Raw genomic sequence first — 24,113 nt, forward strand, 5'->3', positions numbered from 1 at the left:
TAGTTTTGCTTCACAGCCAGGGGACAGGCGCTACGACCGAGAGGGTGATCATGGCAGAGATACCAGTTGTCAGGACCCGACGTTCAGCCTTCGACTGGCTTGTTCCGCCCGCTGCTGCACAGCGGGCGGCAACACAGCAGCCGGTGGCAGGGGAAGCCGCAGGAACCCGGTTCCCCCTGCCACCGGCAGCCCCCTTTCTTCCCGCGGCACACGCCCGGCCCCGCAAGGCAACGGCAGCCTGGATCAACCGGCACACCAACCTCCTCCGGTCCGCTGACGCGCTGGTGGTCATGCTCTCCGCCTATGCCGGATTCCTGCTTTCCGAAGCGGGCTTCTCACCCGAGGGCCCAAGGGACGGCGGCGCCGCTGCCGCGGCCGCCGCGCTGACGGCAACCTGGCTGGCGGCGCTGGAGCTCTACCACACCAGGGATCCGAGGGTGCTTGGAATCGGCGCTGACGAGTACAAGCGGGTGGCCGCTGCCACGCTCCGCATCTTTGGCCTCCTGGCCCTCGCTGCCGTGATCTTTTCCATCCACGGTGCCAGCGCGTTCGTGACCGTGTCCCTTCCGCTGGGCCTGGCGGCCCTGACGCTCAACCGGCGGGCATTCCGCCGCCGCCTGACCGCCGAAAAGGCCAAGGGGCGCCACCTCTCCCGCGCCGTGGTGGTAGGCGAGCCGGAGGACGTCCGGTACGTGGTCCAGCAGGTCCGCAAGTCCGGGGCTGTCTACGAGATTCTCGGCGCCTGCCTTCCGGGGGCACGCCGCGGCGCAGGACTGCGGGTGGACGGCTGCACGGTGCCGGTCCTGTCCTCCACGGACGATATCGCCCGAACAGTCCGCTTGGTGGACGCTGACTCCGTGATCATCGCCGGCCCCCTGCCGGGCGGCAACCGGTTTATCCGCGAGCTTGGCTGGAAACTCGAGGAGTCCTCCGCGGAGCTGATCCTCGCAGCAACGCTGACCAATGTTGCCGGTCCCCGCATCCACTGGCGGCCGGTGGACGGCCTGCCCCTCATGCACGTGGACATCCCGCAGTACGGCGGGGCAAAACACGCCATGAAGCGAATCATGGACGTGGCCGCGGCGCTGGCGGCCCTCCTGGTGCTCTCACCGGTCCTCGCGGTGCTCGCGCTGATCGTGAAACGGGACAGTCCGGGGCCGGTCCTTTTCCGGCAGGCCCGGATAGGCAAGGACGGCCACGTCTTCGGGATGTACAAGTTCCGGTCCATGGTGGTCGACGCCGAGGCGCGGCTGGCGGGGTTGAACCAGCAAAACCAGGGTGCCGGGGTGCTCTTCAAGATGAAAGACGATCCCAGGGTGACCCGCTGCGGCCGCTGGATGCGCAAATACTCGCTCGACGAGCTCCCCCAGCTCTGGAACGTGGTGCTGGGCGACATGAGCATGGTGGGTCCCCGGCCGCCGCTGGACCGGGAAGTCAGCGGCTACGAGCGCCACACCCACCGCCGGCTGCTGATCAAGCCGGGTATCACCGGCCTCTGGCAGATCAACGGCCGCTCGGACCTTCCGTGGGAGGAAGCGGTCCGGCTGGACCTCTACTACGTCGAAAACTGGTCCCTTGCCGGTGACCTCCTGATTCTTTGGCGGACGTTCCGGGCTGTCGTCCGGCCGTCCGGCGCTTACTGACACACTCACAAATGGGAAGACAATGACATGAGAAAATTCGGCAGTCCCTTCCACTCCGCCAACCACCCGCAACCTGCACCGAAACTCCGCATCGCCGTCGTCGGAGCCGGCTACTGGGGTCCCAACCTGGCGCGCAACCTCCAGGCAAGCCCGGACTGGGACCTGGTGGCCATCTGCGACCTGGACATCGACCGGGCCCGCAAGCTGGCGGACACGCTGGGGCAGATACCCTGCGTCGAGTCCATGGACGAGCTCCTGGACAGCTTCGACGTCGATGCCGTGGCAATCGCGACGCCGGCGCGAACACACCATGGCGCGGTCATGACGGCGTTGCGCGCCGGAAAGCACGTCCTGGTGGAAAAGCCGTTGGCGGACAGCAGGGAACACGGGCTGGAGATGGTGGCCGAAGCGCGGGCGAACGGCCTGGTCCTGATGGCGGACCACACCTACTGCTACACCCCGGCGGTGCTGAAGATGCAGGAGCTGGTGCAGTCCGGATCCCTGGGCGAGATCCTGTTCGTGGACTCGACCCGGATCAACCTGGGCCTGGTGCAGCCCGACGTCGACGTTTTCTGGGACCTCGCCCCGCACGACTTGTCCATCCTGGACTTCGTCCTCCCGGGCGGCCTCAACCCCGCCGAAGTCTCGGCGTTCGGGGCGGACCCGCTGGGGACCGGCCGCGACTGCGTGGGCCACCTGAACTTCCGGCTCCCCAACGATGCCACCGCTCACGTGCACGTGAACTGGCTCAGTCCCACCAAAATCCGCCAGATGGTGATCGGCGGATCCTTGCGGACGCTGGTGTGGGACGACCTGAACCCCCAGCAACGGCTCAGCGTCTACGACCGCGGGGTGAGTTTGGACCGGCAGCCGAGAACGGCCGGCGAGAAGGCGTCCACCGCCGTCTCCTACCGTTTGGGGGACACGTGGTCCCCGGCGCTGCCCGAACGTGAGGCCCTCGGCCAGGTGGTGCAGGAACTCGCCTCCTGCATCCGCACCGGACGGCAGGCACGGACAGGCGGCGCCTCCGGGCTCCGGGTGTTGTCCGTCCTCGAAGCGGTCACCCGCAGCCTGACCCTGGACGGCCGGTCCACCCCCGTGGCGGGTGCCGCGATGGCCGGCACCGGCGCGGAACTGGAGGGAGCCCGGTGAGCACCCTGGAGGGCGCCAACGTCCTGGTCACCGGCGGAGCCGGCACCATCGGCTCCACCCTGGTGGACGCCCTGCTGGCCGCGGGAGTGCGCCATATCGACGTCCTGGACAACCTGGTCCGCGGTAGGCTGGACAACCTCTCCGGCGCCCTGGCCACCGGGCAGGTCGGACTGGTGCGGGGCAGCATCCAGGACCGTGACCTGGTCCATGACCTCACCCGAGGCAAGGACCTGGTATTCCACCAGGCGGCCATCCGGATCACCCAATGCGCCGAGGAACCCCGGCTGGCTTTGGAAGTGCTGGTGGACGGCACTTTCAATGTCCTGGAGGCCGCCGCGGAACACAAGGTGGCCAAGCTCGTGGCCGCCTCCAGTGCGTCGGTCTACGGGATGGCCGAGGAGTTCCCGACCACGGAACGGCACCACCACGCCAACAACGACACGTTCTACGGCGCTGCCAAGTCCTTCAACGAAGGGATGGCCCGGAGCTTCCGTGCCATGACGGGCCTGGACTACGTGATGCTGCGCTATTTCAACGTCTACGGGCCGCGAATGGACGTCCACGGCCTGTACACCGAGGTCCTGGTGCGGTGGATGGAACGGATCATGGACGGGCAGCCGCCGCTGATCTTCGGCGACGGACTCCAGACCATGGACTTCATCCACACGGCGGACGTGGCCCGAGCCAACGTGCTGGCCGCGGGCAGCAGCATTGCCGAAGGCACCTACAACGTGGCCAGCGGGACGGAAACCAGCCTGCTGGACATGGCCCGCACCCTGCTGCGGGTCATGGGCTCGGACCTCAGCGTCGAGCACGGCCCCGCACGGCAGGTGAACAGCGTGGTGCGCCGGCTGGCCGACACGTCCGCGGCCGCCCGCGACCTTGGCTTCAAAGCGGAAGTGGAACTCGACGAAGGACTGCGCCAACTCGTCAGCTGGTGGATGCCGCTGCGCAACGAAATCGCCGCCACACGGAAAGTTGGTGCCTGATGACTGCCGAACCAGTCCTCGCCCGGATCAATGTCATGAAGCCTTGGCTCGGCGACGAGGAGGCACGGGCCCTGGCCGAGGTGGTGGCCTCCGGCTGGGTGGCGCAGGGGCCCAAGGTCAAGGAGTTCGAGTCCCGGTTCGCGGAGTACCAGGGTGTCCGCCATGCGGTGGCCACGTCCAGTTGCACCACCGCCCTGCACCTCGCCCTGGTGGTGGCCGGAATCGGACCCGGGGATGATGTTGTGGTGCCCTCCCTGTCCTTCATTGCCACGGCCAACGCGGTGACCTACGTCGGTGCCAGGCCGGTGTTCTGCGACGTGGATCCGGCCACCGGCAACGTGACGGCGGAAACCCTCCACGCGGCCCTCACCCTGGACACCAGGGCCGTGATTGTGGTGGACCAGGGCGGCGTGCCGCTGGACCTGGACCCCATCCGCGAACTCTGCGACCGGCACGAGATCATGGTGATCGAGGACGCCGCCTGCGCAGTGGGGTCGATGTATAAGGGCAGGCCGGTGGGTGCGGGCGCGGATGTGGCCGTGTGGTCCTTCCATCCGCGCAAGATCCTCACCACCGGTGAGGGCGGCATGCTCACCACCAACCGGGCAGATTGGGCGGCCAGGGCCAGGACCCTGCGGGAGCACTCGATGAGCGTGTCCGCCGCCGACCGGCACGGATCGCTCCTGGCCCCGCCGGAGGTGTACCTGGAAGTCGGGTTCAACTACCGGATGACGGACCTGCAGGCCGCCGTCGGAATCGTCCAGCTGGGCCGGCTGCCGGAGGTGCTGGAGCGGCGGCGGAGCATCGCGGCGCGCTACGTGGCCGGCCTTTCCCGGGTGCCGGGCCTCCGGCTGGTATCGGACCCGCCCTACGGCACCACGAACTTCCAGTCGTTCTGGGTGGAGGTGCTGCCCAGCTTCGGGACCACGCGGGACGGGCTGATGGAACTGCTGGCGGACGCCGGGATCTCTGCACGGCGGGGCATCATGGCCGCGCACCGCCAGCCGGCCTACCGGTGGCGGAACGCGGGCGGCTCCCTGTTGCAACAAACCGAGCGGCTCAACGACAGGACCCTGATCCTTCCCGTCTACCACGAACTGGACGACGAAGGGCTGGACCGGATCATCGGCACCATCCGGGGCGCGGCTGCAGGATACGCGCGTGAGTGAGCTGATCCTGATAGCTGCCAGTGGCCTGGCCCGCGAAGTCCTGGCGATGGTGCGCAGCAGCGGCCAATATGACGTCGTCGGCCTGCTGGACGACGACAAAGAGATGGCGGGCGTCACCGTGGACGGGGCACCCGTCCTTGGGACCATCGATGACGCCGCGAAGTACACGCACGCGTTCGTCCTGGTATGCATTGGTTCCGGCAGGATCCGGGAATCCGTCGTGGAGCGGCTGACGGCCATGGGCCTCACGGAGGCACGCTACGCGACGGCGATCGACCCCTCGGTCCAGTACCCGGAAGGATGCCGGGTGGGCAGGGGAAGCATCCTGCTCCGCAACGTCACGCTCACCGCCTCCGTCACCCTGGGAGCGCACGTGGTGGCCATGCCCTCGGTGACCTTCACGCACGACGACGACGTGGCCGACTTCGCGACGTTCGCCGCGGGTGTGTCGCTGGGCGGCGGAGTCCGGATTGGCCGGGCAGCCTACGTGGGAATGAACGCCAGCGTGCGCGAACGCACTTCAGTGGGCGCCTACGCCACCGTGGGGATGGGAGCGGCAGTGCTGAGCAACGTGCCTGACGGACAGACGTGGGTTGGGGTGCCGGCCCACGAAATTGACGGCGAAAGATTCAGTGTTGGGGGTATTTCATGAATTCCGACGTGGATGTGCAGGCAGTCCCGCTGGTGGACCTGGCAGCACAGCAGGCTGAGATCCATGACGAGGTGATGGCCGAACTGGACACAGTCATGAGTTCGGCGTCCTTCATTGGCGGCCCGGCCGTTGCGTCGTTCGAGGCGGCGTACGCCGCTTTCCTGGGCGCACGGCACTGCGCCGGCGTTGCCAACGGAACGGATGCGCTGGAACTTGCCCTGCGTGCCGGGGGCGTGCGGCCGGGCGGGGAAGTCATCCTGCCGGCCAATACCTTCATCGCCACGGCCGAGGCGGTCAGCCGGATCGGGGCAGTCCCGGTGCCTGTCGACGTCGACCCTTCCTTCCTCCTGATCGATCCCGACGCCGCCGCGGCCGCCGTAACCTCCCGCACGCAGGCGATCGTGCCGGTGCACCTGTTCGGGCAAACCGCCTTCGTGGAAAAACTGATCCCCGTTGCAGACTCCTGCGGCGCGGTGATCATCGAGGATGCCGCGCAGTCCCAGGGCGCAACACGGTTCGGCCGGCACGCGGGCACTTGGGGCCTTGCCGCCGGGACCAGCTTCTACCCCGGCAAGAACCTTGGCGCCGCCGGGGACGCGGGAGCCGTGCTGACATCCGACCCCGGCGTGGATGCCCAGGTCAGGTTGTTGGGGGCGCACGGGAGTTCGGTGAAGTACCGGCACGACGCCATCGGCTTCAACTCGCGCCTGGACACCGTCCAGGCGGTCGTCCTGAAAGCGAAGCTGGCGAGGTTGCAGGGCTGGAACCTGCGGCGCAGGGCTGCGGCGGAACGCTATGCGGCGTTGCTGGCGGATGTGCCGGGTGTCGAGCTGCCGCAGGAGGCACCGGGGAACGCGGATGTGTGGCACCTGTACGTGGTGCGTGTCCGGCACCGGGACGCTGTCCTTGAGTCGTTGCACGCGGCGGGGATCCAGGCGGGAATCCACTACCCGGTTCCGGTGCACCGCAGCGGGGCGTACGCGGGCCGGACATCCGGTTCATTCCCCGTGGCCGAGGATGCTGCCGGGCGCATCCTGTCCCTCCCGCTGTTCCCGCATATCACTGCCGAACAGCAGGAACGGGTTGCTGGGGCGTTGTCATGCGCAGTGACGAAGCAGTAGTCCGTTGAGGCCGTCCGTGCGGGGAAGGCGATGAAGCGCCCCGGCCTGGCATCCGTACAGGAGGCCGGGCACCAACCCACCGGCTCGCAGAATGCGTCCGGCGCCACCTCCGCACTGGGCTGGAGCCTGCTGAATACTGCGGTGGCCAGGTTCGGCACGCTGGGAATCGGAATCGTCCTGGCCCGCCTGCTGGGGCCCGACTCGTACGGCAGCTTCGCGGTGGCCATGGTGGCGCTGCTGGCGGTCCTGACCATCAACGAACTGGGGGTCAGCCTCGCGATCGTGAGGTGGCCGGAGGATCCCGCACGGATCGCACCCACCGTGACCACTATCTCGATCCTCTCCAGTGCGGTGCTTTGCGGGGCCGGCCTTGCCGCAGCCCCCTGGTTCGCGGACCGCATGGGCGACCCCGGTGCCACCGACGTGGTCCGGGTCATGGTGTGCTGCGTCCTGGTCAGCGGGGTGGTCGCCACACCGGCAGCGCTGATGCAGCGGGCCTTTGACCAAAAGACGAAGATGCTGATCGACCAGGTGAATGTCTGGGTGGGTGCCATCGTTTCAATCTGCCTGGTGTTGGCCGGCATGGGCGCAATGAGCCTGGCGGTGGGCCGGCTCGCGGGGACGGTGGCCGGGGGCCTGCTCTTCGTCCTCAGGTCGCCGCTTCCCCTGCGGCTGGGCCTCGACCGCACCGTCCTGATGCCGTTGCTGCGGTTCGGGCTGCCCCTGGCAGGGACCAGCATCATCGTCTTCTGCGTCGGCTACCTGGACCAACTGGTGACGGGCAGTACGCTCGGTCCGGTCATGCTGGGGATGTACGTCTTGGCCTTTAACCTGTCGAGCTGGCCGGTGACCATGTTCTCCCAGCCGCTGCGAAGCGTGGCTCCGGTCGTGCTGGCCCGGCTGCAGCATGACCCCGAAAGGATGCGCTCCACAGTCACCGCCCTGATCGGGGTGATGTCCTGCGTTGTCTTCCCTGCTGTCACGTTCCTGGCGGCAGAGTCCGAAACCGTCGTCCGGATTGTGTACGGCGACGTCTGGGCGGGGGCAAGCGCCGCCCTGTTTTGGCTTGCCATGGTGGCCGGGTTCCGGATCCTCTTCGAGTTGATCTACGACTACCTGGTGGTTGCGGGAATGACAGGGTCCATCATGTCCATCCAGGTGTGCTGGCTGGTGGCCCTGGTACCGGCCCTGTTCCTTGGCACCGGCGCCGGCATCGCCGGGGTGGCCATGGCCCAATTCTTCGTCGTCGCCGCCCTGGTCCTGCCCTTGTATCTTTGGCGGTTGCGGGCAGTGGGTGTCCCGCCTCTCGGGGTGATCCGGCAACTGCTGCTGCCCTCGGCCGCTTCGGCAGCGTTGCTGGCCGCCTCTGCCCTCCTCGGCCGGATGGACTTCGGTGTCCCCTGGGCACTCCTGCTCTCCGGGGCAGCAGCCGGCTCCGTCACCGCTGGCCTGCTCTGGTTCAAGCGGGCCGACGTTGCCACGTTGAAGAAATTGGGAAGGAGCGGGGGCCTTGCAGGGCATCAGCGGTAACAGGGACACCTTTGAACGCCTGGTGGCGGTCGCCGGCCGCCTGGCAGCAGCCGGACGGTGGGAGCAGGCGGCGGTGCAGGCACAGCTTGCCGCCCGTTTCGCCTGGACCGACCACACCGGGTATTTCGGCCACCAGGGACTCGAAGAAGTCCTGGGGATGCTCCGGTCCTCCATCCCACAGCCTCCGCCCCCGGCGCCGGGAAAGCCGGCCGGGCGCCTTGTGGTCCACGTGGCCACCCAGCTGTACGGGACCGGCGGCCATACCCAGAGCATTGCGCACTGGATCCGCCAGGATCCTGGCTCGCGGCACCACGTTGTCCTCACCCGCCAAGGCAGCACCGAATGTCCAGCCAAGATTGCCGCGTGCCTGCCGGATCCCCGTGACCTGGTCCTCCTGGACCGCCGGCCCGGGGGGCTCATGAGAAGGGCGGGAGCATTGCGCCGGGTCATCGCTCCGGCCGACGTCGTCGTTGTGCATGCGCATCCACACGACGTCGTCCCCTCCCTTGCGTTGGGTGTCCCCGGAGCGCCTCCGGCTGTCTACGTCAACCACGCTGACCACGTCTTTTGGCAGGGAACCTCGGCGGCCGCCGTCGTCCTTTGCCTGCGGGCAAGCGGCCGGGAGCTGACCGTCCGCCGCCGCGGGGTTGATGCCGGCCGCTGTGTGGTGGCCAACCGGCCCCTCGAACTTGCGCCTGCCGGGCCTGCGGAGGAATCGAATGAACTGGCCGCGCGGACCGGATGGGGCATCCCGGCGACGGATTTCGTCGTGGTGTCCGCCGCGGCAGGCAGCAAATACGATCCCGTTGGCCCGGACTCGCTGATAGGCCTCTTCCGGTCCTTCCTGCTCCGGCGCCCGGATGCACACTTCCTCGTGGCCGGCCCGTCCCCCACCGGAGCCTGGGCTGCCGCGGCGGCTGCCACCAATGGAAGGATCCGGGCCGTCGGGCGGCTTGCCAACATCTCGTCGCTTCTGTCCATCGCCGATGCCTACGTTGACTCGTTTCCCTTCGCTTCGTTGACCTCAATGTTGGAGGCCGGTGCCCACGGGCTGCCGCTGGTGACATACAGGGGCCATCCGGCCGAATGTGCGGTCCTTGGCTCGGATTCACCAGGCCTCGATGACCTCCTCCTCACGCCCTCGACTCCGGCGGGTTTCGTCTCAACCCTGGCGGACCTGGCAGATTCGGTGTCCACCAGGACGGCTCGGGGCTCGGCCACCCGCAGGGCAATCGTTGAAGGTCACAGCCCCTCAGCCTGGCGGGAGACAGCGGAGCGCGTCTACACCGAGGCCGCCCTGGCGCGAAGCGGACCGATCGCACCGGGACCCACTCCTTGGGCGGACGGACCCCTGGACCAGCTGGTGGGGCTGGTGCAGCAGGAGACCGGCTTCGCCGGCCTGGATGCGGCCTGGGCTGACATACTGCCCTTCCTCGGAACGGCCCAGCGCATCAGGCAGTGGACGGCCTGGCGGAAGTCACCCCATGTGGGCCTGGCACAGTTGGTACCGGACCACAGCCGCGCGTGGGTTTCGGACTCACGCAGGCGCCTTAGCCAACCTTCATAGCGAGGGGCGTCGAGCGGGGGGTGCGGTAGTGTTCGCCGGCCGCATCAACCGCCGGGCCGGTGAGCAGCCATGGCCCTGTATTTTCGTGGAATCCCAGGATGACCTTCCGGCCCGACAGGGCGCCGACCACTTCGCCGGCAGTGTCAAAGCTGATGTTGGTCACGGCGACGGTGACGTCCGGACCTTGGGCGCGCACCAGGGCAGCGACGGCCCGCTCGTCCGCTGCAAGGAAACGGAACCGGACGCCTCGCCGCCCCAGCTCCAGGGGCTCGCCCAGTTCATGCCCTCCGGGTCCGCCGGGGAGCACATTGATCACGGTGGCAGCGCCTGCGCCCGCTGCGGCACAGATGTCGTCAATGTCGCGGCGCAGGTCACCCAGGACCGTGACGGGGCGCAGCGGGGCTTTATTCCGGAGCTTGTGCGCCGATACCGATTCCCGGAGCCACCGGTACCGCCACTTCTGCGAGTCCACCAGGCCGGAGAGGAGGGAGGGTACGTGGCGCCGTTGCTGCACTGTCCCGCACGTCGTCACGATCGGCAACTGGTTGGGATACGCCCCGGCGATCCACTGGTGCGCCTCGGCCAGCCGGTCAAGATTGATGGTGAGGCTGTTGTGGGTCAGGGGGATGTTGGCTACCCCCACGCGGTGGCCGGTAGACCGGAGCCGGGCTCCGTATTCCACGGCATAGGCGTGCCAGGACAGGTCCGGCTCCTCGCTGAGCGGCTGCCGGAGGATGTGGTCCCGCCGCACCATGAACAAGACTTCATCCAGGCTGTCCACGTCCGCCAGCCCGGATTCCTGATGGCCGGATAACACGATGCGGTCGCGGATCCGCCCCACGAGGCGGCCCTCCCCGGTCATCCCGGTTGCGCCCACCATTCCCAGGGAAAGATCTGCCATCAATGCGGCGGCGATCTTCTCCAAAGCCGGGATGGAGTGCAGGAAAACGTCCTGGTGGACAAAGACCACCACATCGTTCCGCGCCGAGGCAGCACCATGGTTCAATGCCGCTCCGGCGGAGGAAAATTGCCGTGCCGTATTGTCGATGGGCAGGTACTCGAGGTCCACGGCGCATGGGAGGCCGGCCTCGACGGAAGCCGTGAGGCACTCCTGGAGCACTGCCGGGTTGTTGAAGACGCAGACGACAGAGACCGGGACTCGCCCCTCCCGGTCAGCGTTTGACGGGGACATCAGAGCGTCGCTCCTCGAAGGAAAGGTCCTCCAGCCCAGGCTGTGGCAACAGGAGCGGCGGCTCATCAACCGCATACCTTGCGGGCTTCCGGTCCTTCACCGCCCGCGCCGCCACGACACTGCCGCCACCAGGTTCGCCGTCCTGTTGCTCGTTCGCAACTGCGGCCGGTTCGGCGTGGCGGTCGGCGGAGCGCCTGCGCCGGGACACAGGCTTGCCCCTGTCCGCGGCGTCCTTCCGGGCAGCCCGCGAATTCTCCAGCATCCTGGCGATCGAAACAGCGCCGAACAGGAGGATGACGCCGCCAATCAGCACCACGATCATCGACCGGAGCCGGCTGGAGAATTGCTCTGTCGCTTTGCTCGGGGGATCAATCTGGAGGGCCGTGAAGAGGTAGCGGTCATCGGCCCCGTTGACTTTCTGCGCATCCCGCAGTTTGGCGGTGAGATGCTGGCCCAAGGCTTCTGCCGTCGTGATGGCCAGCTGCGGGCTGGGGCCCGTGGCCTCCATCCTGATGAGCTGGCCCGCCCCCGTGGTGGCCGGCAGGGTCACCGTGTAGTCGGGTGACAAGCCGGCGGCCTTAAGCGAGTCAACGACGTCGGTTGAGCTCAACTTTGTCGCCATCACCTGGGTGATCAGGGAGCTGTCCGCCGAGCGCAGGTAGGGGTTGTCCGAGTTTGCGGCGGCGACGGCGGGATCGGTGCGCATTTCTTCCACGCTGGGCACGCGGGGCGTCACCAGGACGTACACCGTCGACGCCATGTAGCTCCGGGGCGCGAAGAAGAAGACGTAGGCTGCCGCAGCAAGGGTGAGCACCAGGACGGTAATCATCGAAACCTTGTGGCGCCACAGGATTTTAAGAACCGAGACGGGAGTCATGGGAGCCTTTCAGATTCTGCAAGGCTGGCGCCTTGTTCCTTGGTAGTTGGGCCAAGTGCCCGCCGTTCGCCGGCGACGAGCAACCAGACCGTCCCGGAGAGCCCGACGCATATCGGGTACACGAGTGCCAGGACGGGGAAGCCCAGCGAGTCAAAGGCGGCTGACGCCGGGGCGGCCACCAGGCAGGCGGCGGCGACTGCGGCCGCAAGTGTCTTCAAGCGTTCCTCTTTGGCGTTGAAGGCCGCCAGCCAGGCCGCTATCCCGGGTACCACCATGTACAGCAGGAGTGCAAGGAACCCCGGCACTCCCAGTTCGACGATGGTTTTCAGGTACTGGTTATCCAGGACCTCAATGGCGTTCCTTGTCAGGTACGCCCCGGGACCTATTCCAAGCCATGGCCGGGCCGAGACCATGGCTTCCACCCTGGGGTAGTCCTCAAGCCGTGCGGTGATGGAAGGATCGGCCGTCCCCGCGGTGACGGAACCAAACAGCGTTGCGACAAATCCGGGAACCGCCAGGAAGAGCACTGTGGCAGCGCCGGCGAACCCCAGGACCGTCCACTGCCTGGACCTGGAAGGAAGGAACGGAAGGAAGACCAGCGCCACGGTCAGGACACCCAGGACCGCCGAGCGGGAAATCGTGGCGGCGATCGCGAATACAATGAAGCCCGTCCCCGTCCAGTGCATCCAGGCGCGGCCCGACTTGTCGTACAGTGCGCGCCACAGCGAGAGCGGAAGGAGCATCGAGGCGATGACCCCCAGCTCGATGGGATGGAAGGTGCTGCCGGCCACCCGGAGGAAGCTTCCGCGTTCCTGGAACGGCTGGTTCCCGCCGTTGTCCTTGAACCCGGGCAAGACCCCTTGGAACCAGGCCATGGGGTCCACATGGGTGGTGAACTGGATTGCCGCCACCATGCTGCAGAACACGGCACCGCGCAGGAGCGCACGCACCAGCATCATCGCCGCGTCCACGGTCCGCGTTGTCTCAGTGGTTACGAGCACCAGGCCGGACGAGGCGACCATCAACAACATCCAGCGGTCAGCACTCGCGCGTGTCGCATCCGTCGTGCTCCCGCTGATACCCACGTACATCGCGGCGTAGGAGGCACACGACACCGCGAAAAGGGCTGCCAGCGCGAAGCGTCCGGGGTGCTCGCGGTCGATGGTCCTGTGCAGGCCGAGCATGACTGACGTCACCCACAGCGCGAAAACCAGCAACGCAAGAATGTGGGCCACATAGCCGGCGGCACCCAGCGGTTCCAGAACGAGGTTGGAGGGGAAAACGAAACAGGCTACCGCCGTCACCCGCAGGAGCAGCGGTGGCTTTTGCTCGTCGCCGTCAACGCGCAGGGGTGTGTCCAGTCGGACTTCCGGACCCAGCGCGGATGGAGCTGGCAGATGCTTTCCCACATCCCCCCAATCTTCCTGCCGGGGTTGAAATACCCTTATACACGCAATGTTCAGGGTGATAGCGTAGCTCCAAAATCATTGCTTGTCGCCGCTTATTTCCCTTTTATCCAGTATGACATTTGACCCATGATTTTACGACAGGAATTGGCATGAAAAACCTGTTCGAAGCACCTGGAAAAACCGCCCGGGACATGCGCAATTCCACAAAACTCATCAAGAAAACCGCAATTCTATTGACTTGCCTTTTAGGAACGTCATGCATGTCGTCAAGCGCCTTCTCCGCGTCCTCAGGATCGGCTCAAGATCCGCTTCCTGAAGGGGTCAGCGTCCAGGGGATTGACGGCGGCCCGGGCTTCTACGGGAAGTTCTCGCCGACCCTGCCGGCCGAGCCGAGCTTCTTTCCCCTGGGCGTGTGGTTCGAAAGCGTCCTGCAGGAAGCGGATATCGCCGCGGACCGCGGTGCCGGCCTGAACACCTACGTGCAGCTCACTGATGACTCGAATGTGGAGCTGGTGCGGGGCAGCGGCCTTCATGCGCTCCCCTCCACAGTGGTCCCCGGCGCTTCCGGGTTCGTCGTCTCCGATGAAGTGGACATGTGGGCGGGCGGGGGAAACTCCTCGTGGACCGGCAAGTCCCAAGGTGAAGGTGTGATCTGCGAGCCTGTGGCCTCCGAATGCGGTTTCACCGTCCAGGAAGCGCTGGTGAAACTCTTCCCGCCCCGGGCGTTGCTCTATTCCAATTACGGCAAGGGCGTAACGTTCCAACTCAAGAATCCGCAGGCCGCGCAATTCGTCAACAGCTACCAGGACGTCGTCTCCGCGGACAACTACTGGTTTACGGATCCCTATATCTGCAGCCATGTCGAAGGCGGGGCAGTTTTCGCGGATGGGCGGGATCTCACTGACGCGGAATGCCGCACCGGGGCCCACTACGGCTGGACGGTTGACCGGGTACGGTCCCTGGTCCAGCCCGCCGGCTCCAAACCGGTCTGGGCGTTTGTCGAGGTGGGCCACCCATTTTCCGAAAGTGATTCACTCACCATCAGTCCCGCCCAGCTTCGGTCCGCCGTATGGAGCAGCATCATCCACGGCGCCCGGGGAATCGTCTATTTCAACCACAATTTTGGCGGCCAGTGCCAGTCCCAGCATGTGCTCCGGGATGAATGCGGCACCGCGATCCGTCCAACGGTAGCCGCCGTGAACAAGCTCATCACCACCCTCGCTCCGGCGCTGAACACGGGTTCGGTAACGGGGCTCGTGACCGCAAACAGCAAGGACGTTGATTTCGCCGTGAAAGCCAATGCGGGCCACTTCTATGTTTTGGCGGCAGCCACGCGTCCCGGGCCCCAGTCGGTGACCTTCTCTGTTCGGTGCGGCGGCCCGGACCAGGCAGAAGTGCTGGATGAAAACCGTTCGGTGCCCGTGTCGAACCACGCCTTTACGGACTCCTTCAGCGACGCCAATGCGGTACACATCTACCGCCTCAACGGAGGCAACACCTGCGGCCTTGGCTGAGGCCCCCCCCTTTCCCGGCCCTTGTGAAGGTCGACCTCGTGGAAGACGACTGCGCAGGCCAAGCATCATGTCCCGCCCATCCCGCCCCTGGCACGGGTGGGGCCCGCGACGCTGGATTGCGTCGCGGGCCCCTGCGGCTGCCCCGCCGGTTGTCCCCGGCTGCTAGGGGGTGGTGACTTCCACATCCACCCAGTAGTTGGTGGCGTTCCAGGTGTTGCTCGGGAACCCTCCGGCGCCGTAGGCATAGACGCCGTTGGGACCGCTGGTGCCGTCAGCCAAACCGTGGAGGATGCCGCTGTCCGCCGACTTGCCGGCAAAGAAGGCGCCGTCTGCCGAGTAATACCCATTGGGCGCCAGGTACGAGACCACGTAGACCGTGTTGGCGCTGATAGGAATCGGCGTCGCGAACGTTGCCCGCTGCCATCCGGACGCGCCCTCATTGGTGAACGTGACCGAGCCCAGCAGTTGGCCTCCTGAGGTCCAGAGCTTGCCAACGTGCGTACCCGTGTTCTGCGGTCCCTTATAGAAACGGACCGCCGTGACGGTGGCGTTGGTGTCCGAGGTGAACTTCATGCCCAGTTCCACCGATGAGTTGTCCTGGGCGGTGACCGTGGATGGAACCGCGGTGGGAGCGAAGACGCTGCACGGGCAGCCGGCCGTTGGCTGCGGAGCCGTGGTGAACGACCAGGTATAGGGGGCTGCCATGGCCTGTCCGTTGCTTCCCTTGGCACCCGAAACCGTGGCCGTGAAGGTTGTGCTGTAGGCCAGCGCAGTGGCGGGGGTGAACACCGAGGTGTTGGTCAGCGTGTCATAGCTGAGGGTCCCGGGTACGTTGGCGTTTGCAGCATCCTTGACGTTGAAGACCACGGTGCTGGGGTCAACGGCCCTGTCGTAGGTCGCCTTCACCGTGCTGGTGGTGGCCACGTTGGTGGCACCGGCAGCCGGTGAGGTGGATGACACCGTGGGCACGCTGACCGACGCCGACCCGTTCAGCACCACATCCACCCAGTAGTTGGCGTTGTTGTAGCTGCTGGAGGGGAACGCGGAGGTGCCGTAACGGTACACGCCGTTGAGTCCGTCCACCCCGCTGGCCAGGCCGTGAAGCGGATAGTTGTCCACGCCTTTGGTGAAGAAAGCTCCGTCCGCCGAATAGTGCCCGTTGGGTGCGTAGTACGAAACGATGTACGTCGTGTTCGCCTGGATGGCCACGGGTGTGGAGAAGTTTGCCTGCTGCCAACCGGACCCCGACTCTCCGGTAAAGGTCACGCTGGCCAGCAACTGCCCTCCGCTGGTCCAGAGCTTTCCGGTGTGCGTGCCGGTGTTTGCGGAACTCTTGTAGAAGCGGACGCCGGTGACGTTCCCGGCAATATCCGAACGGAATTTCATCCCAAGTTCCACCGACGATCCGTCCGGCTGGTCAATGGTCCCGGGCAGGGCGTTCGCGGCAAACACGCTGCAGGGGCAATTGGCCGTGGGTTGGGCCACCGTAGTGAAGGTCCAACTGTAGGGCGCGGTCATGACCTGTCCCGCCGCATTCGTCGCCCCGCTGACGGTCGCCGTGTAGGTGGTGTTGTAGGCCAGTGCTGAGCCCGGCGTGAACGTCACGGTGGTCCCCGAGTAGCTGCTGGTACCCGTCACGCTGGTGGTTCCGGCCTGGAGGGTGAAGGTAATGCTGTTGGCGGTAACCACCTGGTTGAACGTCGCGCTTGGTGCCGTATTGACGCCAATCGCCGTCGCCTTGTCTGCCGGCAGCGTTGACGTCACGGCGGGCGGGACAGGTGCTGTGGCGGTGGTAAAGGTCCACGAGTAAGGGCTTGCCATCGCTTGGCCGGAACTGTTCGTGGCACCACTGACCGTAGCCGTGTAGGTGGTGTTGTACGCGAGCGGGCTGCCGGGCGCAAAGGTGGAGGTGTTGGTCGCGGAGCTGTAGCTGGTTGTACCGGGCACTGAGTTCAGGGACGGATCCAGCACGCTGAAGACCACCGAGGTGGGCACCACTGCCTGGTTGAACGTCGCTGACGGGGTCACGGAGATGGGCACGCCCGTGGCCTGGTTTGCCGGCGATGTGCTGCTGACCGCCGGAGCGGGAGGTGGTGCCCCGGTTGTGAACGTCCAGGTGTAGGGGCTCGCCATTGCTTGGCCGGCCGCATTGGTGGCGCCGCTGACGGTCGCCGTGTACGTGGTGTTGTACGCCAGCGCGGCGGAAGGGGTGAAGGTGACTGTGCCCGAGCTGTAGGCGGCGTTGCCTGCCACTGCCGTGTTGTCAGGCTTCTTCAGCGTGAAGGTGATGCTGCCCGCTGTTACGGCCTGGTTGAAGGTAGCCGACGGCGCCTTGGTGATTGCGACGTTGGTGGCTGCATTGGCCGGGTCGGTCGAAGAGACTGCCGGCGGCACTGATGCCGACGGAACGAACTTGACGTCCACCCAATAGTTCTCGGCGTTGTAGGAGGACTGGGGAAAGACGCTGCTGGCCCCGTAGGTGTAGACGCCGTTGCCGGAGCTGGGGGTGTTCCTCAGGCCATGCAGCACGCCGCTGTCAAGGGACGAGTGTCCGGCCGGCATGGGCGACGGGTTGGGATACATGAAGCCTGCGGCCTGCGCATAGTGCCCTTGGGGGGCGAAGTAGGAGACCACATAGGTGGTGTTTGCGGTGATGGCCACTGGTGTGGCGAAGTTGACCGTTTGCCAGCCGGTTGCCGTCTCGTTGGTGAAGGTTGCCGTGGCCAGCCGGGCTCCGCCCGATGTCCACAAGCTGCCGACGTGCGTTCCCTTGTTCAGGCTTGACTTGTAGAAGGAGACGCCGGTGACGGTTCCTGCCGCCTGGGCGGTGAACTTCATCCCGACTTCCACGCTTCCGCCGTCGCCGGAATCGGGCGTGTCGGGGATCATGCTGGACCCGAAGATGGAACACGGGCAGGAAACGTTGACCGCAGCCCCGGATCCTGGCACCTCGGTGTTCCCCGAGTCGTCGGTGGCTCGGGTCTTCACGGTCACTGCCGGGCTGCCGTGCACTGTCCAGGTGTAGGACCAGCTGGTGGTCCCGGTGGCCGGGCGCCACGTGGTTCCACCGTCGGTGGATACTTCGACGCCGGCCACTACCCCGCCGGCGTCGGAGGCCGTTCCCGAGATGGTGACGCTGGAGCCGTCGGCAAGGGTCTGGCCGTTTAGCCCGGATGTGATGGTCGAAACAGGGGCGCTGGTGTCGGTGGACTTTGCCGCCGCTACCAGCCCCGTCATCAGGGTAACCGGCTGGACACCCATGTCGGCGAACAGGTTGACGGTGGCCTGCTGCATGTTTTTGTCGGGGGTACTCGTGGGGATGGTGAAGTTGTCCAGGCCGTAGGCCCATTGGACCGTGCCGGCACCGAAGACAAGTGCGCCGCTGGGGGCGCGGTACATGATCAGGTTGTGTGTTTGGCTGGAAGCAGCAGTGGTGCTGCCGTAGTCAGTGAATGCCTCAGGCACCGAAACAGTGGTTGAGGACAATTTGAATGCGCCGGCAGGACGGAATCCGTTGTCGGCGTCGATGTCCCACTCGTAACCGAGCGTGTCCAGGCCGCTTCCGAGCGTGAGTGATTGGGTTCCCGTCAGTTTGGCGGCCGCAGTGTTGCGCCACAGCCGCATGCCCGCGTATTGCGCGGGGACTTTGATGTCCGCGGAGCCGGAGTTGACCAGGAAGAACTGTCCGGTCAGCGAGTTCTCGGGGTTTCCGCCACCGGTGGACGTGCCGAAGCGCGGGTCGCGCCAGGTCCCGGTCCATTCCACCGGGTCTACGGGCGTGTTGTAGTGGGTGTCCTTGTATGAGACCAGTGTGCGCCCGGAGGTCTGGCTGCCATCGATCGAGGCCTCCCAGCGGGTGCGCCAGAATGCCTCGTTGCCGCTGAAGAAGGCCAGGTTGACGCCTGCGTTCCGGGCGGCTTCCACGTTGCTGCGCTGTGTTCCGCTCCAGTACTCATCGTGTCCGGAGGACATGAACATTTTGTGGTTGAGCAGCAGCGGGCCTCGCGTCGCCGTGTCCAGGCCGCTGATGTAGCTGACGTCGTAGCCGTTCGCCTCCAGGAAGCGGATCATCGGGTATTCGGTGTCCATGAGCCAGCTGTGGCCTTGGTCGCCCGTGGAAAGGAACGGCCTGTTGTAGGACACCTTGAATGCTGACTTGTAGGCCTGTGGATTGCCGGTGGGGCATGCCACCGTGCATTGGTAGAGGCTGTTGCCGCCGTAAGTGTTGTAGGCCTGCCACGTTGTGTCGGACGTCTGCACCACGATGCCGCTCTTTCCCGCATCGTTGCGGACTACGAACGGAATCATGCTGTCCCCGCCGGTATCGTTGCGGACCAGGTGGGCGAAGTACACGCCCGAGACTGCGGATGCCGGGACGGTCCACGACGCGGAAACCCCCCAGTTTCCGCAGTCGACGAGGCCCGTCCCGGACTGGGTCAGGCAGGCGGGCTGGGATTGCGGCAGTTTGGCCGTTAGTGGGATGCTGGCGGCGATCTTGCGGGCCCCGTTCCCCTGGTAGTAGCCGAACCGAAGAATGTCGATGTGGTAGGCGCTGGCGGTGGTCTTGATCTTGAAGCTGATGGATTCGCCCTGGTTGACGCTCATCGCCGTTCCGAAGCCCTGGATGGACGAGTCGCCGGATCCGGAAACCTCCCAGTCCGAGGACGGGGTGCCGGGCAGTGAGTTTTCACAGGCGACGGCGCTGGCAACGGGGGGCGTGCAGGCATCGGCGTGGGCCGCCGGAGCCTGGTAAAGAGTGGAACTGAAAGACAGCATCGCGGCGATAAGGAACAATACGGAAAAACTTGCTGCCGCACGCAGCCTGCTTTCGACGGGCTTTGATTTTGCAAACACTTTAACTCCATTTCGAGACGTGAATAGCGCCAGGTGCCTGCACTACCCGGATCAAGGAATAGGCGGCTGTTGAGGAATGCGGGGATTAAATTCGGTCCTTAATTCAGGGAATTTATCCCCAACCCACTCCCCAGGAATGCAATTCATAATTGCGGCTGCTGTCATCCCGCTCCCACGCGGTGTTTTTTCGGCGCCGGGCCGCACGGCCCGCAAGCGCGAAGGCGGCATAGACGGCGGCATCCACCGCGGAGCCGGGACCCTTGATTGAATGCGCCAGTTGCCTGGCCGTGCGTCCCGTCTGCGTGCCCGGAACATCGCGGAGTTCGTTGTTCCCGCGATATACGCGCCTCAGGGTGGCGAGCAGGGCCTTTCCGGTTCGTGGCGTGCGGACTGTCACCGGCGGGCAGGCGATGACTTCTTTTTCGGAGGCGTCGAACAATCGGTCGATGTAACAGTCGTCGGCCGTGACGGGCGGAAATTCACCAAACCGTTCATGCCCTTTGCGGCTCAGGCCGTAAACGCCGGCACCCCACATCGATGCCGATGCCTGGGGCAGCCGGTTGCGTGCCCGGTAGTAGGCGCGGACCGGCCAGGAGGCGCCCGCTGTGTCATAGGTGAAGGCGGGGCGGGCGCAAAGGGGCCCGCCGTCGTCGGACAATGCCTCCAAGGTGGCACGCAGGGCGGCCGGCGGCACCTCGATATCGGCGTCAACGTACAGCCGCGGCCACCCGCAGGCGGCTTGGTCGCCGGCGTTGAGGGCAGCGGTCTTGGACGCGGCCTCCACGGAGACAACCCGGACGCCCGGCACGGAACCGGCCACGGCTTCAGTTCCGTCGGTGCAACCGTTGCAGGCAACCACCACGTCCACCTTCCCGCTCGCGATGGGTGCGGTGAGTGCTGCCAGCGTCCGCCCGAGGACCGGGGCCTCGTTGTGTGCTGGAATGATGACCGTCCCGGAGGGGAAATCCCCTTCCTGGCCGGGGCCACCCGGGTAGGCGACGGCGTGCGGCAGGTCGGCCCATCGTGACTCCCTGGCGATCAGTCCCAGGATTCCCCGGTGGGCGGGCAGCGGTGCCCGCAGCAGGGCAGAAAGTACGACGGCGGCACGGAAGATTCGTGCGTAGCTTCCGTGATGGAATTTTCGGACATAGCGGATCCTGTTCGCCCCCATGAGGGCATCCAGGGACGGTGAGCTCCCGGACCCGCCGCGGGAATGGACCATGGCTGCAAGGGGCTCGAACCAGACGTCGGCCTTGAGCTCGCGGACACGGTGCAGGTAGTCCGTCTCCTCCGAGTACAGGAAGTAGGACTCGTCCCAGCCGCCGACCTGTTTCGCGATGTCGGAGCGGATCAGCAGCGCGGCGCCGGTGGCCCAATCCACCTTGTGCGGGTGGGCGTAGCTTTCGGCGTCGAAGTCCATTTCGGTCAGCCATCCGGGGCGTCCTCGGAACCTGCTTCCGAGGAGGGCGTCGCCCAGCGCGCGCGAGATGCTCGGTTCCCTGCGCAGCGAGGGGTAGACGCTTCCGTCGTCGTCTCGCAACAAGGGGACCACCACTCCCGCGCCGGTGCCCGCCATGGATTTCCGCAGGGCCATCACCGCGCCGGGGCAGAGTCTAAGGTCCGGGTTGAGGACCAGGTACGAATCCGCACTTCCCGCCTTCGCGCAGGCCGCATTGATGCCGCCCGCGTACCCGAGGTTCCCGCCGGTGGGGAAGGCGGCCACGCCTGGAAACTCCTGCAGGCAGGAAAGGGTCTCCGGGTTCGGCGAGTTGTCCGCAACCACTACCTTGATGGACTGTTCCCGGGTCTGCAGCCGGAGGCTCTCCAGCAGCCCGCAGACGTCCGCGCCGTTGTTGTAGGTCACCACCAGAGCGGCAACATCGGCGTGCTGGTCGGTCGGGGTGAAGTCCCCTGCCGTGGTGCCGGCCCGCCGGGTGGGACCGGAAGCGGGTCGAGGGGCGGGGCCTGTGCTTGGCCCGGGCGCGACGTTGGCACTGTGCCGGCGGAGCTTCAGGTAGGCTTCGGGCCCCTCCACGACGTACCGTTTGGCGAGCCGTCGTGGCTCCATGGCCAGCCGCCACGCCCATTCAAGGCCCATGGTGCTGACCTGCCGGGGCGCACGGCGTATGTGGCCGGCGAGGAAATCGATGACCGCCCCGAACGCCAGCAGGACCTTCGCCCCGGTCTGCGGCCCGTACTCCCCGATCCAGAGTTCCTGCCGTGGTTTGCCCAAACAGACCACCAGGATGTCCACTCCGGCGGCCCGGATGTCTGCACACAGTTCCGTGACGGCGGTGGCATCACCCAGCATTTGGCGGGACGGCGCCCACCAGCCGGCCACGCGCAGGGTGGGGCGCTCCGCTTCGATCCGCGTGGCAACCAATTCCTGGGCTTCCGGGCTCCCACCCAGGAAACCGACGGTCCGTCCTTGTGCAGCGGCGTCATCGAGGATGTGGCCGATCAGGTCACTTCCTGCGAGGCGGGGCCACCGTTGGCCGGTGAGTTCCGTCGCCTTGGCCACCAAGGGGGCGCCGTCCAGCAACGTCAGCCACTCCAACTGCGGGATCTCCAGCGTTCCTTCCCAGCGGCCGCCGGTCCCGAAGTGGTTGACGTGGTCCAGGTTCGCGGAGAGCACACCCAGGGGGGTCTCGGGGGCACCCGCGGCTCGTTCCATGATGGCTGCCAGGGCGTCCTCACGGCTCATCAGGTCGACCCTGACGCCACCCAGCGTGACAGCCCGCTGCAGCGGGCCCTCGAGGGCCGTTGTTCCCCGCGGTGTCACCAACCCGGCCATCCCCATTTTGTGGATGCGGCGGGGCAGGCGCCCAAGTGCAGATGTCATTCCGGCTCCATGGTCACAGCGCAGGAGCACGTCGGCTGGAAAAGGGGTCTGCACTCCCCGTTTCAGCCTCGCGCCGGTCACCCGGCACGGCACCTGTCGCATCTGTCAGTGGTCGACGGATGCCATCGTTGGCAGGACTGCGAGGACCTGGTGTCCGGCCCGGAACCGTGGGCCGGACACCCAACGGCATCCGTGTGTCCCCACCGTAGGCCGGGGAAACCCCCTAGCCGGAGTCCGGCAGGCTACCTATGTGGGTACCCGCACGAACCTTTGTGGTGCCACAAATTGCCTGGCTAGGCCGGGGTGCGGAAGAACAGCTCCGAGACGGCGGCGAGGCGGAGGGGATCCTCCACTCCGCACAACTCCCGTGCGGAATGCATGGACAGCAACGGCAAGCCCACGTCCACGGTCCGGATGCCCAGCCTTGTGGCGGTGAGGGGTCCGATGGTGGAACCGCAGGGCACCACGTTGTTGGAGACGAATTCCTGGTACGGCACGCCCGCTTCGCCGCAAAGCCTGGCCCAGAAGGCCGCGCCAAACGCATCCGTGGCGTAGCGCTGGTTGGCGTTGATCTTCAGGAGCGGTCCCCCGTTGAGCACGGGGTGGTTGGCGGGGTCGTGCCGCTCGGCGTAGTTGGGGTGGACCGCGTGCCCGGCGTCGGCTGACAGGCAGAACGACGCCGCGAGGGCCTGCCGCCGTTGGCTCACCGTCGCACCCAGGCCGTCGGAGATGCGCACCAGCACGTCTTCAAGGATGGGTCCGCAGGCACCGGAGCGGGAGTTGGAGCCGATTTCCTCGTGGTCGAACGCTGCGAGCACGGCAATGGGTCCCCCGGCCGTGCCGGACGCAGCATGCGCGGCCAGGGCCGCAAGCCCGGCGTGCGTGGCCGACAGGTTGTCCAGCCGCCCGGATGCGAAGAACTCCCCCTTGCCCCCAAAAACCGCAGGCGCCTGCGTGTCCGCAATGACGACGTCGTACCCGCCAATGCCGGCAGGATCAACGGAGGCGCCGTCAACGGACGCGGCCAGGACGCTCAACAGGTCCGCATCGGTGGGGTTTCCCAGCCCCCACACCGGGTTCATATGGCGCTGCTTGTCCAGGGTAAGCCCGTCATTCACTGCCCGGTCCAGGTGGATAGCCAGCTGCGGGAAGCGGAGCAGCGGCCCGGTGGCGGCCAGGTGTTGCGTGCCATCGAGCATCACCAGCCGGCCGGCGAGCCGGAGCTCCCGGTCCAGCCAGGAGTTGAGCAGGGGCCCGCCGTAGATTTCCACCCCGGCCTGGAGCCAGCCGTGGGCGCCGGTGGTGGGCTTCGGCTTGAGCTTGAAGGACGGCGAGTCGGTGTGGGCGCCAAGGATATTGAAGCCGGTGGCGGGTCCGGCTCCTTCGGGAACCACCCAGGCGATCAGGGCGCCGTCGCGGATCATGAAGAAGGAGCCGGGCCCGCCCTCCCACGGCTGCAGCTCGTCCAGGCGGAGGAAGCCGGCTTCCTCCAGCCTCCGGCCGCCCTCGTGGGCAGCATGGAAGCTCGACGGCGATGCGCTGACAAAGGCGCCAAGGTCCTGGATGTGGTCTGCGGCAGAGGAAGTCAAAGGCATGGTCCCG

General features: G+C 66.4%; 15 protein-coding genes. 9 read left to right on the forward strand and 6 right to left on the reverse strand.

Translation table 11 applies throughout. The features are described 5' to 3' along the window. The first annotated feature begins 50 nt into the window (after positions 1–50). The 8 genes from DC347_RS06470 to DC347_RS06505 are packed head-to-tail and all read left to right on the forward strand — an operon-like array spanning position 51 to position 9,823. Positions 51–1,643, forward strand: a complete 1,593-nt coding sequence (locus DC347_RS06470; protein WP_240617710.1) for a sugar transferase — start codon at positions 51–53, stop codon at positions 1,641–1,643. Between the two features lie 27 nt (positions 1,644–1,670). Further along, positions 1,671–2,795 carry a Gfo/Idh/MocA family protein gene (locus tag DC347_RS06475; RefSeq protein ID WP_018762853.1) on the forward strand — a complete coding sequence of 375 codons (1,125 nt, stop codon included), beginning with the start codon at positions 1,671–1,673 and terminating at the stop codon, positions 2,793–2,795. Further along, on the forward strand, positions 2,792–3,784 hold the full coding sequence (locus DC347_RS06480; RefSeq protein ID WP_018762852.1) for an NAD-dependent epimerase/dehydratase family protein: 993 nt from the start codon (positions 2,792–2,794) through the stop codon (positions 3,782–3,784). Before DC347_RS06475 ends, DC347_RS06480 begins: the two co-directional genes overlap by 4 nt. Continuing rightward, on the forward strand, positions 3,784–4,953 hold the full coding sequence (locus DC347_RS06485; RefSeq protein WP_018762851.1) for a DegT/DnrJ/EryC1/StrS aminotransferase family protein: 1,170 nt from the start codon (positions 3,784–3,786) through the stop codon (positions 4,951–4,953). Before DC347_RS06480 ends, DC347_RS06485 begins: the two co-directional genes overlap by 1 nt. Then, the gene (locus tag DC347_RS06490) at positions 4,946–5,605 is read left to right on the forward strand and encodes an acetyltransferase (RefSeq protein ID WP_109044830.1); all 660 of its coding nucleotides are present in this window, start codon (positions 4,946–4,948) and stop codon (positions 5,603–5,605) included. The genes DC347_RS06485 and DC347_RS06490 overlap by 8 nt, the downstream gene beginning before the upstream one ends. Next, positions 5,602–6,726: a DegT/DnrJ/EryC1/StrS aminotransferase family protein gene (locus tag DC347_RS06495; protein WP_018762849.1), complete on the forward strand. Its 1,125-nt coding sequence runs from the start codon at positions 5,602–5,604 to the stop codon at positions 6,724–6,726. Before DC347_RS06490 ends, DC347_RS06495 begins: the two co-directional genes overlap by 4 nt. A 30-nt stretch (positions 6,727–6,756) precedes the next feature. Beyond that, entirely contained in the window at positions 6,757–8,256 is a 1,500-nt protein-coding gene (locus tag DC347_RS06500; RefSeq protein WP_109044831.1) for a lipopolysaccharide biosynthesis protein, read from the forward strand. Next, entirely contained in the window at positions 8,237–9,823 is a 1,587-nt protein-coding gene (locus DC347_RS06505; RefSeq protein WP_109044832.1) for a glycosyltransferase, read from the forward strand. The genes DC347_RS06500 and DC347_RS06505 overlap by 20 nt, the downstream gene beginning before the upstream one ends. Here the strand turns inward: DC347_RS06505 and DC347_RS06510 are convergent. The 3 genes from DC347_RS06510 to DC347_RS06520 are packed head-to-tail and all read right to left on the reverse strand — an operon-like array spanning position 9,807 to position 13,301. Continuing rightward, entirely contained in the window at positions 9,807–11,015 is a 1,209-nt protein-coding gene (locus tag DC347_RS06510; protein WP_165837991.1) for a glycosyltransferase, read from the reverse strand. The genes DC347_RS06505 and DC347_RS06510 overlap by 17 nt on opposite strands. Continuing rightward, the gene (locus DC347_RS06515; RefSeq protein WP_018762845.1) at positions 10,996–11,892 is read right to left on the reverse strand and encodes a hypothetical protein; all 897 of its coding nucleotides are present in this window, start codon (positions 11,890–11,892) and stop codon (positions 10,996–10,998) included. The genes DC347_RS06510 and DC347_RS06515 overlap by 20 nt, the downstream gene beginning before the upstream one ends. Continuing rightward, positions 11,889–13,301 (reverse strand): O-antigen ligase, encoded by a 1,413-nt coding sequence (locus DC347_RS06520; protein WP_018762844.1) that lies wholly within the window; start codon positions 13,299–13,301, stop codon positions 11,889–11,891. Before DC347_RS06520 ends, DC347_RS06515 begins: the two co-directional genes overlap by 4 nt. A 260-nt stretch (positions 13,302–13,561) precedes the next feature. Here DC347_RS06520 and DC347_RS06525 point away from each other — a divergent pair, with 260 nt between their 5' ends. After that, on the forward strand, positions 13,562–14,815 hold the full coding sequence (locus DC347_RS06525) for a hypothetical protein (protein WP_018762843.1): 1,254 nt from the start codon (positions 13,562–13,564) through the stop codon (positions 14,813–14,815). A 162-nt stretch (positions 14,816–14,977) separates the two neighbouring features. Here the strand turns inward: DC347_RS06525 and DC347_RS06530 are convergent, their stop codons facing one another. From DC347_RS06530 to DC347_RS06540, 3 genes are all read right to left on the reverse strand, one after another. Beyond that, entirely contained in the window at positions 14,978–19,669 is a 4,692-nt protein-coding gene (locus DC347_RS06530) for a DUF4082 domain-containing protein (protein ID WP_109044834.1), read from the reverse strand. A 112-nt stretch (positions 19,670–19,781) separates the two neighbouring features. Next, complete coding sequence (locus tag DC347_RS06535; protein WP_109044835.1) at positions 19,782–22,511, reverse strand: WecB/TagA/CpsF family glycosyltransferase; 2,730 nt, start codon at positions 22,509–22,511, stop codon at positions 19,782–19,784. Between the two features lie 293 nt (positions 22,512–22,804). Continuing rightward, entirely contained in the window at positions 22,805–24,106 is a 1,302-nt protein-coding gene (locus tag DC347_RS06540) for a M18 family aminopeptidase (RefSeq protein WP_109044836.1), read from the reverse strand. Between the last annotated feature and the right edge of the window lie 7 nt (positions 24,107–24,113).

Source organism: Pseudarthrobacter sp. AG30, assembly GCF_003116525.1.
Lineage (GTDB): Bacteria > Actinomycetota > Actinomycetes > Actinomycetales > Micrococcaceae > Arthrobacter.